Source organism: Spirillospora sp. NPDC048819, assembly GCF_040650055.1.
In the GTDB taxonomy this organism is placed as follows: domain Bacteria; phylum Actinomycetota; class Actinomycetes; order Streptosporangiales; family Streptosporangiaceae; genus Spirillospora.
This window is the reverse complement of the sequence record NZ_JBEZGN010000053.1, coordinates 1-13,121: the sequence shown is the minus strand read 5'-3', so window position 1 is coordinate 13,121 and position 13,121 is coordinate 1. Positions and strand designations below refer to the sequence as shown.

The window sequence follows — 13,121 nt, the reverse complement described above, 5'->3', positions numbered from 1 at the left end:
TTATCGGGGCGGATCAGCCGGTCGTTGCCGGAGTTCGCGTTCGTGGTGTTCCGCGGTCTCGCGCGGGTCTAGGACGGTCATGGGATCGGCGGGCTCGGTGTGGTGCTCGACCGTGTAGAAGCGGACCTCGTGGCCGTCCGGGTCGTGCAGGTCCGGCAGGATCCAGCCGATGGTCGCGAAGTGCACCCCGGCGTGGGACTCGCCCAGTTCGGTGAGGTGGGCCGCGAGGTCGTCCATCGCCGCCTTGTGCGGGACGCCGATGGCGAAGTAGTCGAATCCGGCCGCCGCCTTGGCGCGCTCGGGGTCGAGCCGGAGGCCGAGGTCGGGTCCGCCGCGTGGATGCCGCATCACCACGCCCATCAGCGCGCCCTGCTCGACGAATTCGAGCACGAGCTCGTAGCCGAGGCGGCTCTCGTACCAGGCGCGTGCCCGCTTGAGATCGCTGACTGGAAGTTTCAGGTGATGGACCCCGGCCAAGACCGGCACGTTCTCCATGACGCCCCCAACTTAGTGTAGTAACACTGCATTGATGCAGTTACACTGCAACGCATGGGAGACGATGTCAAGGCCGATCTGCGGGCGGGCCGAGTGGCCGACACCGAGGAGAAGATTCTGCGTGCCGCGACCCGGCTGTTCCGCGAACACGGCTACGCGGGCACGACCCTCACCGCCGTCGCTGCGCAGGCCCGCGTCGGCGCACGCACCGTCTATGTACGGTTCGGCACGAAGGCCGTCCTGCTCAAGCGGGTCGTCGACGTCGCCTTGGTCGGTGACACCGCGCCGGTGGACGTCCAGGGCCGATCCTGGTTCGTCCTGGCCGGTTCCGCGCCCGCCCTCGCCGAGCGGATCGACGCGATGGCGCGCGGCGTGCGCGAGATGATGGCCCGCGCCGGCGACCTGCTCGCAGTGGTTTTGGAGGCAGCGCCGGTCGAGCCGGATCTGGAACAAGCGGCCCAGGCCGGCCGCGAGGCGACCCGCGACAACATGCGGCTCTTCTGGACGCGGGCGGACGACGACGGCCTGCTCCCCGCCGGCCGCGACATCGACTGGCTGACCGAGACCTCCGCGATCCTGACATCGGCCGAGACCTACCTGCTCGGCACCCGGATGAACCACTGGAGCCCAGAGGAGTACGAGCAATGGCTGAACAACACCCTCACCCGGCTGGTCACCGTCTAGCGTCCGCAAGCGCCGGCCGCCCGCGACCAGGTGGGCGGGCGTCAGGGTTTCCAGTACGGGTCGGTGATCTCGCGGAGCCGGGTGAGGGTGTCGTGGAGCTGCTCCATGCGGCGCCGCCCGAGGTGGGCGACCCACTCGGCCTCGACCTCCGCCACCGCCGCGTCGCCGATGGGCTTCAGGGCCTGGGCGCGCTCGGTCAGCCGTACCAGCCGGGCCCGGGCGTCGGTGGGGTCCGGCGTGCGTTCCACGTATCCGGCGCGTTCGAGCTGGTCGACCAGATAGCCGGCGGTCTGCTTGGTCACCTGGGCCGCCTCGGCGAGTTCGCTGAGCCGGGAGCCGCCGTCGTCGACACGCTGCAGAAGCCTGCCCTGGGCCAGGGTGATGTCACCGTGCCCCGCCGCGGCCAGCGCCGCGAACACCCGGTTCTCCACGGCGCGGTACGGGATGAACAGCAGCAGACCGACGTTGAGGTTCTCGGCCAATGCGACTCCTTGACGTTGGTCAGAAGTTCTGTCTAATTTAGACAGAGAGGCTGACTAAATCCGTCCGATCATCGTACTAAACGATCCAGGGGGCCCGGCATGGACGAGGCGGCGATGTGGCAGGTCCTCGACGATGAGCGGGCGGGTCTGGCCGACCTGCTCGGCTCACTGACCGCCGGCCAGTGGGCCCATCCGTCGCTGTGCGCGGGCTGGACCGTCCGTGAGGTGGCCGCGCACCTGAGCCTGGGGCCGCGCATTGGGCTCGGCACCTTCCTCGTCGAGATCGTCCGCGCCCGGGGCGGTTTCAACCGTCTCGTCGACGGGACCGCGCGGCGGGAGGCCGTCCGCCCGCGCGATGAGCTGGTCGCGGCCCTGCGCGCGGCGTCCGGCTCCCGGCATCTGGCGCCGGGGCAGCGGCTCCCCGACGCCATGATGGACGTCCTGGTCCACGGCCAGGACATCGCGCTGCCCCTGGGCATCGATCGGCCCATGCCACTGGAAGCGGCCCGCGTGTCCGCCGAGCACATCTGGCACCGGGGCTTCCCCTTTCACCCTGATCGGCGGTTGCGCGGCTTCCGGCTGACCGCCACCGACGTGTCCTGGTCGGCCGGGGACGGCGACGACGTCCAGGCTCCCATCGCCACATTGCTGCTCCTGCTGACCGGCCGGTACGCCGTCCTGCCCGGCCTCACCGGCCCGGGCGCCGCCGCTCTCATCGCCCGCTCCGCGGCGACCCACTGAATCCCCACCGAAAGGAAGCGAAAGATGGCACAAACAACCACATGGACGCCTGATCGGCTGCGGCCGGCCGGGGCATTGGCCCTGCTGGGCGGCGTTGCCTGGTTACTCGCCGGGGTCGCCGCCGGGGTCGCCGACCTGGACGACCGCACGGTGTTCTCGACCATCGAGGTGGCCTGGATCGTCGCGGACGCCCTCCTGCTGGTGGCGCTGCTGGGATTGGGCTCGTCCAGGGCCGCGGCCGGACGGCTCGGGCTCGCGGGCATCGGCGGTGCCGTCCTCGGACGGTTCGCGTTCATCGCCGCCGAGATCCAGGCCCTGGCCCAGGGCAACGACGAAACCCCTCTTCTGCCGGTCGCGGCGATGCTGACCTCGGTCAGCATGATCCTGGTCGGCATCGTCGTCCTGCGCTCGGGTCACTGGACCGGGTGGCGACGCCTGGTGCCCCTGGGCATCGGCGTGTACCCGCTCCTCTTCATGATCCCGTTCGCCGCGACCAGCCCCGAACCGCCGATGTTCGCCATCGCAGGCTGGGGCGTCCTCTGGGCGCTGCTCGGTCTAGCCCTGCGCAAGGAGGCCGACCAGGCAGACCTCAGATAGGTCCAAATGGGCCCCCGAAACCAACCAGCAGATGAACACAAGGCGATGCCATGGCCACCGGGCGAGACCGTCCCTTCCTCCACGAATGCGTCGTGTCCCACTACTGGGATGCTTGGTCGGTCCCGTGGTGGTTGGTCAACGCGGCAAGGGCGGCGTCGACGGCATCGGCCAGGCGGAGGGGTTCGGGTTCGGCGCGGGCGAGGACGTGGAGTCCCTGCATGAGCCCGAGCAGGAGGCGCGCCTGGGCCCCGCAGTCGATGGCGGGGCCGACCTCGCCGGATCGCTGTGCGGCCTGGAGAGCCTGCTTCAGGCCGATCTCCAAGGCGCCGAAGCCCCCGTGGACCAACCGGCCGGCGGCCTCGTCCCCGGGGAGCAGTTCGGCCGCGGTGTTGCCCAGCATGCAGCCGCGTCCGGGGGTCGTGTGCGCGGCCTGCAGGACGTCGAGGAGAAGTGCCCGGATGCGGGGCAGAACGGCGCCCTCGGCGGCCATGTCGTCGGCCTGCTCCCGGGCGGCGTCCGCATAACGCCCCAGCGCACGGAGGAACAGTGCGTGCTTGCTGCCGTAGGCGGCGTACAGGCTGCCCGGCAGCACGCCGAGATCCTCCTTGAGGTCCCGGAGCGATGTGGCCGCGTAGCCGCGGCGCCAGAAGAGCTCGAGGGCGCCTCCGATGATCTGGTCGTCATCGAAGGAGCGCGGCCGTCCGGTTCGTGACATGGCCGCATCGTACGACTTCTTGACATGTCGTTCAAAAAGTGTAGCGTGCTGGCTGCGACTTCTTGGTCAACTGTCCAAAAAGTCGTAGCCGTTCAAGAACAACCCGAGGAGATCCCATGAGGCGTCTGTTCCTGCACATCAACGTGTCGATCGACGGTTACATCACCGACCCCGCGGGCGACATCGACTGGCGGTTCGCCGACGAGGAGTTCCAGGCACACCTGGACGACATGCTGGAGTCGATCGACGGAATGGTCTTCGGCCGGACGGCCTTCGAACAACTCGCCGCCTACTGGCCGACGGCCGGCGATGAGGTCTCGTCCACACAGCGGCGCCGGATGCACGAGTTGCCGAAGTACGTCATGTCGCGCACCCTCCGCGACACCGCGTGGCACAACTCCCACCTGCTCGGCGACGACCCGGCGACCGCCCTCACCGACCTCAAGCACCAAGAGGGCCGCGACCTCGCCCTCTTCGCCGCGGCCAGGCCGCCACCGCCGCCATCCGCCTCGGCGTCCTGGACGAGTTGCGACTGCTCGTCAATCCCGTCCTCCTCGGCGGCGGAACACCGCTGTACGACGGGACGTATCCAAAGCAAGATCTCCGGCTCACCAACACTCGAAGGTTCGCCTCAGGCGCCCTGCTCAACACCTACGACCTCCACGGTCGACACTCCGCAACCACCATCTAGACGCGGGCAAGACCCGTTACCGCGGCCCTCTTCGCGGCACCTTCGGCTGCGTCCGCCTGGTGTGGAACAAGACCCTCACCGAACGCCAACGCGCCTGGCGCACCGGCCGCAAGCGCACCTCCTACAAGCAGACCGACGCCGCGCTGACCGCCTGGTAGAAGACCCCAGAGCTGGCGTTCCTGAACGAGGTGTCCAGCGTTCCGCTGCAGCAGGCGCTGCGTCACCAGCACACCGCGTTCGTTGACCTCGGCCGGGGGCCGCATCGCCAACCCCAAGCTCTGGAGCGCAAGCAGCGCAACCTGGCCCGGTACCCAGTGGCGCATGGCCCGCCGCCAGCGGGGTTCGGCCAACCGGCGCAAATGCCAAGACCAAGGTCGCCGCCGCCCACCGCAAGGTCGGATGGGTGATCATGAACATGCTGGCCCCACCTCGTCGCCAAAGAGCGGCGTCGGTGAACATCCATGACTCGGTGCTGCCGGTCGGTGCCGCGTCCCGCGTCGGCGCGTGCACCTGGGTGCGCGACGGGCCGTAGCGTCCGGGCGCGACTATCTGTCCGAGCCGATATCCGGGCTCGGGGCTGGCCGGTGGCGGGAAGATGAAATGATCATCGGGTGCCGATCGAACCGCATCTGCTTGCCGTGTTCACGGTGACCACCATCGTCGCCCTGGTCACTCCGGGGCCCGACATGCTGTTCGTGCTCGGGTGCGGCGTGCGGGGCGGCGCCCGCGCCGGGTTGCTGGCCACGGTCGGCGTGATCACGGGTGACGCGTTGTACATCGTCGCGGCCGCCGCCGGGCTCGCCGTGCTGCTGACGGCGTTCCCGGTCGTGTTCACGGTGATACGGATCGCCGGTGCCGCGTACCTGATCTACCTTGGCGTCCAGATGATCCGCCGCCGGAAGAACGGTCAGGCCGACGATCCGGCCGTCGGCGGGATGTCGAGTCGGCGTGCCTTCCTCAACGGCGTGGTGTCCTCCATGGCCAACCCGCAGACGTTCACGTTCATGGTCGCGTTCCTTCCCCAGTTCATCGATCCCGCGGCGGGGCCCGTCTGGCTGCAGTTCGCGGTCCTCGGCGGCATCCTGATCGTCCTGGAGTTCCTGGCGGACGGAACGGTCGGCGTCCTGGCCGGACGGATCGGCGGCTGGCTGCGCGGCCGTCAGGCGGTGCGCCGCAAGATCGACGCCGCGACCGGGAGCGTGTTCATCGGCCTGGGCGTCACCCTCGCGGCCGAACGCTGACCGAGGCCGCCATCCCGGCGGCCGGCATTAGGCGAGCGGGTCGAGCTCGGCGGTGACCACGTCCGCGAGGCGTTGTGCGGTGGCGAAGTCGGGGGTGAGGCGGTTCTTGGTGACCGCGAACGACGTGCCCGTGGCGGGGTTGGCGTAGGCGTAGCCGCCTCCTCCGCCGGGCCAGCCGAACGTGGTGGGAGCCTCGTCCGCCGGAGCGCCGACGCGACCGAGCGGGTAGCCCAGGGCCAGCCGTGCGGGGTTCCCGAAGACCTGGTCGGTTCCCTCGAAGGCGACCGCCGACAGCTCCGCCAGCTGGTCCGCGGAGATCAGCCGGCCGTCCAGGATCGCCGCGTACACAGTCGCGATCCCGCGTGCGGTGAAGGTGCCCACGGACGGGACGTCGGCCTGGAGGAAGTCGGGGCTGTTGCCCATCGACGCACGCGGTTGCAGTTCCCACGGCGCCAGGATGCTGTCGTGCTCGGCCGGTCCGGCTGGATGCGGCTCGGCGTCCTCCAGCCGGGCGAGCCGGGCGAGTTCGGTCGAAGGGACGCCGAAGTACAACTCACCGGCGATCCCGAGGGGCGCGGCGACCCAGTCGTGCAACAGCCGCCGCACCGGCTGCCCGGTGACCCGGCGCGCGATCTCGCCGACCAGGAAGCCGAAAGTGAAGGAGTGGTAGCCGGTCCGCGTGCCGGGTGGCCACCGCGGATGTGCCGCGGCGATCGCCGCGCAGACCCGTGGCCAGTCGGCCAGGTCGGCGGGGCCGAGTCCGCCGGGCATCGCCGGCACTCCCACCGTGTGCGTCAGCACATGCCGCAGGGTCGCGGTCTCCTTGCCGTGCACCCCGAACTCCGGCCACACCTGCGCCACCGGCGTGTCGTAGCCGACCAGGCCGTTCTTGACCAGCAGGTGGGCGATCAACGCGGCCACGCCCTTGGCGGTGGAGAAGCTGAAGAACAAGGTCTGCGCGGTCACCGGCCGTCCGGTCGTGCCGTCGGCGACACCGGCGACCGCGTCGACGACCCGACGGCCCCGGTGGTGGACGGCGACCTGCAGGCCGGTCTCGGCCCCAGAGGCGACCAGTTCGTCCAGGATGTCCTGAATCCGGTGTTGGAGGGTCATCAAAGCTCCCCGCGCAGCACGGCGTGGCCGGTGTCGGCGTCGAAGGGCACCGACGCGTGCTCGTGGACGATCGTCCAGGCGCCGCCCCGCCGGCGAAGGCAGCTCGTCGCGCGCACCCACATGCCGACCTCGGTGCCGTCCCGCATCGTGCCGCTGATCCGGACGAGGAAGTGGCAGAACGCGAGATCGGCTCCGGCGGTGATTTCCAGGTCGCGGATCTCGTGCCCGATCCCGGTCCGGTACAACGCGATCCACTCGTCCATCCGGGCGGCCGGGTCCTCGCCGCGGCGGACGAACGGGCCGACCGCGTCGTACAGCACGAGGTCGTCGTCGTAGCCGGCGGCCGCGGTTGCGGCGTCCCGGCGGCCGAACGCCCGGGTGCGGGCCTCCAGCAGCTCGCGGATCTGCCGGTCGTCGTCCGCCGTCATCGCTCGGCCACCTGGCGGCCGAGGGCGTCCAGCCAGTCGCCGGTGCCCTGCTCGCGCCACCCGGGCTGTTCCCGGTCGTCCAGGAAGGTGCCCTGTTCGGTCAGCACCAGGCGGGTCCCGTCGCCGTCGCGGGCGAACTGCACGGTGGTCAGCGACACGGTCGACAGGACCCCGTCGGTGAACAGGGCCGTGGTGTAGACGATGCGCTCGTCGCCGACGATGTCGTGGTAGTCGCTTCTCGCGACGAGGTCGACCCCGTCGCCGCCGTGCACGGCCTCGGTGCCGCCGACCCGGAAGTCCAGCGAGTAGCGGCCGTCCTCGGCCGCGAACCACTTCGCCTTCGTGTCGCGGTCGGACCAGGCCGCGAAGACCGCGGCGGGGGAGGCGGCGTAGGTCCGCTCCAGCGTGAACGTGCTGTGTTTCACCGTGTGGTCGGTCATGACCCTTGCTCCTTCGCTTGGTCGTCGAGGACGGCGTCGAGGCGGTCCAGGCGGTGCTCCCACGTCGTGCGCTGGCGCCGCAACCACGCCTCGGCGTTGCGGAGGCCGGCCGGATCGATCTGGCAGGTGCGTACCCGCCCGACCTTCTCCGACCGCACCAGCTCGGCGTCCTGCAGTACCCGCAGGTGCTGGACCGTCGCGGCGACGGTCACCCCGAGCTGGGCCGCCAGCTCGCTCACGGTGGCCGGGCCGCGGGTCAGGCGCTCGATCATCGCTCGCCGGTTCGCGTCCGCGAGCGCGTGGAACACCCGGTCCGCCGCCTCCGCCTCATACTTAAGCATGCACTTAACTTTATTCGCCGAGCCCGCAAAGTCAAGTGGAGACTTAAGTTTCTGATCCAGCCGCTGGCGGTCGCCGACCGACAGGACCGACCTTGACCCGAACGGACGGGTGCCTCACGGCCGACGAGTGTCCGTGACGTTGCGGACGGTCCCATGGAGGCCGGCTGTCTGAGGGCGACTGGGGGCCGGCTGTCTGAGGGCGACGCGCTGATCATCTCTGCGCTCTAACCCGTGCCTGGCTCTGCACTGGAAGTGGTGCCTTCGGCAGCGCGGGTAGATGCCGTTGCCGGGGACGCCTAGGTGCTGCGGGACATGAGGTGGTTGGCGCCTGACCACGTCGGGGTGACTGGCGCTGGAAGATCGGGGTGCTCACCGACGTTGCCTCCAGATATGAAGATCAGCGAAGCCTCCCGAGTGAGCGGTGTGAGTGCGAGGTCGCTGCGGCACTACGAGAATGAGGGCTTGATCGTCCCCGGCCGGTTCAGCAATGGGTTCCGCGACTACTGCCAGTCCACGATCGACCGGGTACTCGTCATCCGCTCGCTGCTGGAGTCCGGACTGCCGGTGCGGCTGATCCGGGAAGTTCTGCCCCAGTTGACTGATGAACCCGATGTCGGCACCGACGTGGTGTGCGCAGAGTTCTTGCACGAGGTGCAGAGCTACCGCGATCGACTGGCTGCCCGTATCGCCGCTCTCAGCGATCAGCAGGCAGCACTCGACACCTACCTTCAGCAGGCCCGCCGCACCGCTTCATGAACAGCTGCTTGACCTTGACGTAAGTGTCAGACTCCTACGTTCACCACATGGAGATCAACGAGCAGCAGACCATACGAGCACTGATCCAGCCCTCGCACCAGGGACCGCAGGACCTGACCCTCGCAACCGACCAGCGCCTCCCTGCCCCGGTGGCCGGCGAGTACCTGATCCGCGTCGGCGCCGCGGGCGTCAACTTCGCGGACGTCATGCAGACCCGTGGCACCTACGGCGGTGGACCGCAGGCGCCCTACGTGGCAGGGTTCGAAGCCGCCGGCGAGATCGTGGGCGTCGGCCCGGACGTCGAGAGCCCACTTCCGACCGGCACTCACGTCGTCGGAGTCGGCCCGGGCGCCTTCGCCCAGTACATGACGATGCCGGCCGCGGGCGTCCTCCCAGTGCCGTCCGGCTGGAGCGACGCCGAGGCCCTCGGAATGGTGCTGAACTGGGCCACCGCATTGGCGGCGCTGAAGCCGCTGGGTGAGATCAAGTCCGGTGATGTGGTGCTCGTTCATGCCGCGGCCGGCGGTGTGGGGCAGGCCGCGGTCCGCCTCGCCCGCCACTACGGTGCCCGCGTGATCGCCACGGCGTCCCTGGTCAAGCACGCCACCGTCAAGGCGCTCGGCGCCGACGAGGTCCTGGACAGCCGGAATCCCGAGCTGGCCGCGGAGATCTCCCGCCTGACCGGCGGCGTCGACCTGGTCCTGGAATCGGTGGGCCAGGCCACCCTCGAGACCAGTCTGGCGGTCACCAAGCCCTTCACCGGACGTGTCGTGGTGTTCGGTGCGGCCTCCGGCGATGCCACCGTGACCACGCACGATCTGGTCTTCACCCATCACGCCCAGATCAAGGGCCTGCACATCGGTGCGCTCGCGGCGGAGGCCCCAGCCCTCTACCAGTCGCTGCTCACCGAGATCGAGGCACTCATCGCCTACGGCGTCTACCCGCCAGGCACCCCCCGGGTTCACCCCCTGGCCGAAGGGCCCAAGGTGCTGCAGCAACTCGAAGCCGGCCAGACCCACGGCAAGCACGCCCTCGATCCCTGGCGCTAACCACCCGTGACTCACCGCAATGCCCCGCCGTCCCCGAGGGGCGCCTCCGCCTCGTCCAACGCTGCCGGCGGCGGCACGAACCGGACCCCGCAGAAGATCACCGCTCGTCGTCCGGCCACATGGTCCACATCGACGTGAAGGAGGTCGGACGGATCCCCGACGGCGGCGGCTCGCGAGTCCCGGGACGGGGAAGCGCCCAGGCCACGACCGTCGAGCGCCGCAAGAGCATCGTCACCGACAACGGGGCTCGCCTGCTGCGCCGGCACGTTCACCCAAGCCCTACTGGGCGCAGGGCGCCAACGCATCACGCCGTACACGCCTCACCACAACGGCAAGGTGGAGCGCGACTCCGCCGCCGCCACGCGATGGCGCCTCGCTCGTGCCTGATGGGCAGCGGGCGGGGGAGAAGGGTCCGTCCGATCACTCCCGGTCGGCCGGAGGCGCCGCCGCGTCGGGGGATGTGCTGATGCGTGTGGTCTGGTCCTCTTGGACCTTCCGGGCGGTTTGGAGGAAGTCGAGGATGGTGGCGAGTTGGTCCTGGTCGTAGCGCTGTAGCGCCTGCGCGCCCGCCTCCCCGACGGGCAGGTAGATCTCCTCTTCCACTTTCCGTGCGGCGCCGGTGGCCTCCACCAGTACGCGTCGCCGGTTGGCGGCGTCTCGGGAGCGCAGGACGTAGCCGGCGCGTTCGAGGCGGTCGATGACGGTGGTGGTGGCCGCCGGGCTGAGCTTGAGCGCGGCGGCGACCTGTCCTGCCGACAGCGGCCCGCCGCCCAGGACGACGTCCAGGCAGCGCAGGTCGGTGCGGTTGAGCTTGAGGCGGGCCGCGACGGCCTCGTCGAAGGCGTCAAAGCTCTGTTGGAGCAGTCGGAACTGCATCGCGATCTTCTCCGCGAATCCATCTTTCGACATTCGAAGCTTTCTGTTATCGTAGGTTTCGTTGATCGAAACGATAGCACTGTGGAGGACGCCATGAGCACCCAGCACACCGACGCTCAGATCAAGGACCTGTTCGAGCGGTTCATGCAGGCCTGGACCGCAGGCGACGCCCAAGCCTTCGGCGCCTGCTTCACGGACGACTCCGACTACGTCTCCTACGACGGCACCCGCGCGACCGGCCGCGAACAGCACCAGGAGAACCACGACAAGCTCTTCCGCGGCGTGCTCGCCGGCTCGGCCCTGGTCGGCGACCTGGAGTCCATCCGCTACATCACCCCGGACGTCGCCATCCTGTACGGCACCGCTTCGGTGCTGATGCCCTGGAGGTCCAAGCTCCCCAAGCGGCGTCTGTCGCGCCAGACCATCGTGGTCGTGAACACCGACGAGGGCTGGCGCATCACCGCCATCCACAACGGCCGGGTCCGCCCCATCGCCGTCCCCGAGCCGAACGCGTTCCCGTCCAAGATGTCCCAACTCATGAGCCGCATCGCCCGCCGCCTCGGCCGCGGCCGCCCGGCAACCGCATGACCCGCACGCCCCACACGCGCCGAGAGGGCTTCGACCACATCCAGGCCGCGGCCCTCTCTCGCGCTCCGTGCAGCAGATGCCCGGGACAACCACCGACTGCCAACTGCTCACGGATCTCAGCAGGCCCGACATAGTGGTATCGGCGGTTCACACGGAGAGCCTGCCTCAAGACCCGAGAGCGGCTGGCCTTGACGGTTGGGCTGTGTTGGTGAGTTTGAGATTATTCGGGTCGTTGCGGTGGGACGAACGAGGTGCTTGGCGACCGAAGGGGGCCGGTGCCTGTGATGTTCAAGAATCGAGTTGTAGGCGGCGAGCCGCCGTGACGCCCTGGCCGGCACTGGCCAAACGCGAGCTGCAGCGCACGTACGGCGCGGATCGCGGTCCAGTGACAGACCTGGTGCTGGTCCACTCCGGTCAGGCGCGGCGCCCCCGGCCTTCCATGGGGCCTTCGCTGTCGTGTCCGCACACCGCAGCGGCCGGGACCGGTCCCGGCCGCCAGCGGTTACGGTGACGTCTTGACGCCGAACACGGTCGCGTCGAGGAGGTACCGCCTTGGATCTGGACGTGTTCACGACGGTGCTCGCGCGGCACGTGAACGTCAGGCATAACCGCGTGATGCGCGTCGGGAATGGCCTGATCCACTGCGCCCACTGCGGCCACGTCCTGCACGCCACGCTGCCGCGTCAGTCGGGTTACGGCTATGGGGCGATGTACTACCAGTGCGCGGACGACGACTGCGGGCTGGTGGTCTGGGTTTGCACCGAACTGGTGGACCGCGAACTCCAGAAGTTCACCCGTCGTCGGCTGTCGGACCCCTCACCCAGCGCTGGATGGCAACTCGCCCGGCTCACCCTCATCGATGCGGAGCTGACCAAAGCACGCGAGTTATGGGCTTGGTATGCCGACCCGCAGCACCGGCGGCAGGTGGCGCGCGCCTTCGCTTGGTGGCGCGCACCACACATGCTGCCGTCCATGCTGATCGGATATACGCCGCTGGGGGAAGTGCGCGAGAGGCTGTACAACCTCGGGAACGAGCTCGCCGGACAGGTCGTCGCGCTGGCCGGGCGGCCGGTGCGGGCCGCCGGCCGTACCCGGGTGGACGCCCTGCGCGAGGCCCGGACCGCCTACACCTCGGCGATGTCCGCCTCGATGCTCCTCCGGCCGAGCCTCGCCGCCGCCCGGCGTCTGGAGGAGGCCCAGGACCGGTTCTGGGATCTCCTCGTCGGCACCCAGTGGCGGGACCTTGGGCCGACTGAGGCGCTGGTCGACGACAAGGCACTGACCGCGGACTGGACGACCGAGCACGGGATGCTTCTGCGTCGCAGGGAACTGGTGCGGCTGGCGGTCGGCACCGACCGGGTAGTGGTGCACGGCTCGGCAGGCACCACCCCACGGATCGAGGTGGTGCCCGGATCGTCCTGAACCCTCCAGCCGGGGGTTTCCGTACGGTCTGAGTCACAGACTGGAGCAATCCTCACACAGACCACGATCTCGGGCTGCCGCACCGGGACGGCTTGTCGAAGAAGCCATCACCGGCCCGGGATCTGCTCCGACTCGCGGCCGTCTCCCCTAACTCGCCTCCGGCTAGTGCGCACCTCATCAATTGGTCCTTGACTCGGCTCACGTGAAAGGCTCGTTCCTGGCCTTCCCACCTGGCGATTCTCCCGCATGGGCGGCGCCGTCCTGGCCGTTCAGCTGGTGGGCTGGTCATCCCGGCAGGAAAACCCGTCTGCGTGCCAACCGCATGGGGTGTTCCCTTCGCGTCCGCGGTGTGTCGTCCGCCGTGCGTCTACCGCTCCCGGACGGCGTAGGTCAGGTGCGTCACCCTCGGGGAGTGCTCCGTGCGGATGGGTTCCAGGGCCACGCGGCCCGCGTCCACGCCCT

The 13,121-nt window shown here is 69.5% G+C and carries 17 protein-coding genes and 2 pseudogenes; 11 read left to right on the top strand and 8 right to left on the bottom strand.

Translation table 11 applies throughout. The features are described from left to right. The gene (locus AB0C35_RS41875) at positions 1 to 495 is read right to left on the bottom strand and encodes a VOC family protein (protein WP_358468764.1); all 495 of its coding nucleotides are present in this window, start codon (positions 493 to 495) and stop codon (positions 1 to 3) included. Positions 496 to 549: 54 nt separating this feature from the next. On the opposite strand from AB0C35_RS41875, the gene AB0C35_RS41870 reads away from it, so the two are divergent. Further along, entirely contained in the window at positions 550 to 1,179 is a 630-nt protein-coding gene (locus AB0C35_RS41870; protein WP_358468761.1) for a helix-turn-helix domain-containing protein, read from the top strand. 41 nt (positions 1,180 to 1,220) lie between these two features. Here the strand turns inward: AB0C35_RS41870 and AB0C35_RS41865 are convergent, their stop codons facing one another. Further along, positions 1,221 to 1,661: a MarR family transcriptional regulator gene (locus AB0C35_RS41865; protein ID WP_358468758.1), complete on the bottom strand. Its 441-nt coding sequence runs from the start codon at positions 1,659 to 1,661 to the stop codon at positions 1,221 to 1,223. Positions 1,662 to 1,760: 99 nt separating this feature from the next. Here AB0C35_RS41865 and AB0C35_RS41860 point away from each other — a divergent pair, with 99 nt between their 5' ends. Then, entirely contained in the window at positions 1,761 to 2,402 is a 642-nt protein-coding gene (locus tag AB0C35_RS41860) for a maleylpyruvate isomerase family mycothiol-dependent enzyme (RefSeq protein ID WP_358468755.1), read from the top strand. Between the two features lie 24 nt (positions 2,403 to 2,426). Further along, positions 2,427 to 2,999, top strand: a complete 573-nt coding sequence (locus AB0C35_RS41855; RefSeq protein WP_358468752.1) for a hypothetical protein — start codon at positions 2,427 to 2,429, stop codon at positions 2,997 to 2,999. Positions 3,000 to 3,099: 100 nt separating this feature from the next. On the opposite strand, the gene AB0C35_RS41850 is transcribed toward AB0C35_RS41855, so the two are convergent. Then, complete coding sequence (locus tag AB0C35_RS41850) at positions 3,100 to 3,714, bottom strand: TetR family transcriptional regulator (protein WP_358468749.1); 615 nt, start codon at positions 3,712 to 3,714, stop codon at positions 3,100 to 3,102. A gap of 116 nt (positions 3,715 to 3,830) precedes the next feature. Here AB0C35_RS41850 and AB0C35_RS41845 point away from each other — a divergent pair. The 4 genes and pseudogenes from AB0C35_RS41845 to AB0C35_RS41830 form a co-directional block, all read left to right on the top strand. Then, positions 3,831 to 4,169 (top strand): annotated as a pseudogene (locus AB0C35_RS41845) (dihydrofolate reductase family protein); the annotation flags it as partial. Next, a complete protein-coding gene (locus AB0C35_RS41840; protein ID WP_358468861.1) occupies positions 4,103 to 4,405 on the top strand; it encodes a dihydrofolate reductase family protein in 303 nt (100 codons plus the stop codon). The pseudogene AB0C35_RS41845 and the gene AB0C35_RS41840, both read left to right, overlap by 67 nt. 38 nt (positions 4,406 to 4,443) lie before the next feature. After that, positions 4,444 to 4,644: pseudogene (locus AB0C35_RS41835) on the top strand (helix-turn-helix domain-containing protein); the annotation flags it as partial. 372 nt (positions 4,645 to 5,016) lie between these two features. Further along, positions 5,017 to 5,646, top strand: coding sequence for a LysE family translocator (locus AB0C35_RS41830; RefSeq protein WP_358468746.1), 630 nt, complete (start codon positions 5,017 to 5,019; stop codon positions 5,644 to 5,646). Positions 5,647 to 5,673: 27 nt separating this feature from the next. Here AB0C35_RS41830 and AB0C35_RS41825 read toward each other — a convergent pair whose 3' ends face one another. From AB0C35_RS41825 to AB0C35_RS41810, 4 genes are read right to left on the bottom strand one after another with little or no spacing between them, the layout of a single operon-like run. Beyond that, entirely contained in the window at positions 5,674 to 6,759 is a 1,086-nt protein-coding gene (locus tag AB0C35_RS41825) for a serine hydrolase domain-containing protein (protein ID WP_358468743.1), read from the bottom strand. Then, positions 6,759 to 7,187 (bottom strand): nuclear transport factor 2 family protein, encoded by a 429-nt coding sequence (locus tag AB0C35_RS41820; protein WP_358468740.1) that lies wholly within the window; start codon positions 7,185 to 7,187, stop codon positions 6,759 to 6,761. Before AB0C35_RS41820 ends, AB0C35_RS41825 begins: the two co-directional genes overlap by 1 nt. Next, positions 7,184 to 7,627, bottom strand: a complete 444-nt coding sequence (locus AB0C35_RS41815) for an SRPBCC domain-containing protein (protein WP_358468737.1) — start codon at positions 7,625 to 7,627, stop codon at positions 7,184 to 7,186. The genes AB0C35_RS41820 and AB0C35_RS41815 overlap by 4 nt, the downstream gene beginning before the upstream one ends. Continuing rightward, positions 7,624 to 7,968, bottom strand: coding sequence for a metalloregulator ArsR/SmtB family transcription factor (locus AB0C35_RS41810; RefSeq protein WP_358468734.1), 345 nt, complete (start codon positions 7,966 to 7,968; stop codon positions 7,624 to 7,626). Before AB0C35_RS41810 ends, AB0C35_RS41815 begins: the two co-directional genes overlap by 4 nt. Positions 7,969 to 8,358: 390 nt before the next feature. Between AB0C35_RS41810 and AB0C35_RS41805 the strand changes: the two genes are divergently transcribed. Together AB0C35_RS41805 and AB0C35_RS41800 are read left to right on the top strand one after the other, a co-directional pair. Further along, a complete protein-coding gene (locus AB0C35_RS41805; protein WP_358468731.1) occupies positions 8,359 to 8,724 on the top strand; it encodes a MerR family transcriptional regulator in 366 nt (121 codons plus the stop codon). Between the two features lie 47 nt (positions 8,725 to 8,771). Continuing rightward, positions 8,772 to 9,773: a zinc-binding dehydrogenase gene (locus AB0C35_RS41800; protein ID WP_358468728.1), complete on the top strand. Its 1,002-nt coding sequence runs from the start codon at positions 8,772 to 8,774 to the stop codon at positions 9,771 to 9,773. A gap of 420 nt (positions 9,774 to 10,193) precedes the next feature. Here the strand turns inward: AB0C35_RS41800 and AB0C35_RS41795 are convergent, their stop codons facing one another. Next, positions 10,194 to 10,682 (bottom strand): MarR family transcriptional regulator, encoded by a 489-nt coding sequence (locus AB0C35_RS41795; RefSeq protein ID WP_358468725.1) that lies wholly within the window; start codon positions 10,680 to 10,682, stop codon positions 10,194 to 10,196. 60 nt (positions 10,683 to 10,742) lie between these two features. Here AB0C35_RS41795 and AB0C35_RS41790 point away from each other — a divergent pair, with 60 nt between their 5' ends. Next, positions 10,743 to 11,237: an SgcJ/EcaC family oxidoreductase gene (locus AB0C35_RS41790; RefSeq protein WP_358468722.1), complete on the top strand. Its 495-nt coding sequence runs from the start codon at positions 10,743 to 10,745 to the stop codon at positions 11,235 to 11,237. 552 nt (positions 11,238 to 11,789) lie between these two features. Beyond that, positions 11,790 to 12,659 carry a hypothetical protein gene (locus AB0C35_RS41785; RefSeq protein WP_358468720.1) on the top strand — a complete coding sequence of 290 codons (870 nt, stop codon included), beginning with the start codon at positions 11,790 to 11,792 and terminating at the stop codon, positions 12,657 to 12,659. Positions 12,660 to 13,121 lie beyond the last annotated feature (462 nt).

Coding starts and splice junctions, on each gene's coding strand:
- AB0C35_RS41875 (WP_358468764.1), bottom strand. CDS start 495: ATGGAGAACGTGCCGGTCTTGGCCGGGGTCCATCACCTGAAACTTCCA.
- AB0C35_RS41870 (WP_358468761.1), top strand. CDS start 550: ATGGGAGACGATGTCAAGGCCGATCTGCGGGCGGGCCGAGTGGCCGAC.
- AB0C35_RS41860 (WP_358468755.1), top strand. CDS start 1,761: ATGGACGAGGCGGCGATGTGGCAGGTCCTCGACGATGAGCGGGCGGGT.
- AB0C35_RS41855 (WP_358468752.1), top strand. CDS start 2,427: ATGGCACAAACAACCACATGGACGCCTGATCGGCTGCGGCCGGCCGGG.
- AB0C35_RS41850 (WP_358468749.1), bottom strand. CDS start 3,714: ATGTCACGAACCGGACGGCCGCGCTCCTTCGATGACGACCAGATCATC.
- AB0C35_RS41825 (WP_358468743.1), bottom strand. CDS start 6,759: ATGACCCTCCAACACCGGATTCAGGACATCCTGGACGAACTGGTCGCC.
- AB0C35_RS41820 (WP_358468740.1), bottom strand. CDS start 7,187: ATGACGGCGGACGACGACCGGCAGATCCGCGAGCTGCTGGAGGCCCGC.
- AB0C35_RS41815 (WP_358468737.1), bottom strand. CDS start 7,627: ATGACCGACCACACGGTGAAACACAGCACGTTCACGCTGGAGCGGACC.
- AB0C35_RS41810 (WP_358468734.1), bottom strand. CDS start 7,968: ATGCTTAAGTATGAGGCGGAGGCGGCGGACCGGGTGTTCCACGCGCTC.
- AB0C35_RS41805 (WP_358468731.1), top strand. CDS start 8,359: ATGAAGATCAGCGAAGCCTCCCGAGTGAGCGGTGTGAGTGCGAGGTCG.
- AB0C35_RS41800 (WP_358468728.1), top strand. CDS start 8,772: ATGGAGATCAACGAGCAGCAGACCATACGAGCACTGATCCAGCCCTCG.
- AB0C35_RS41795 (WP_358468725.1), bottom strand. CDS start 10,682: ATGTCGAAAGATGGATTCGCGGAGAAGATCGCGATGCAGTTCCGACTG.
- AB0C35_RS41790 (WP_358468722.1), top strand. CDS start 10,743: ATGAGCACCCAGCACACCGACGCTCAGATCAAGGACCTGTTCGAGCGG.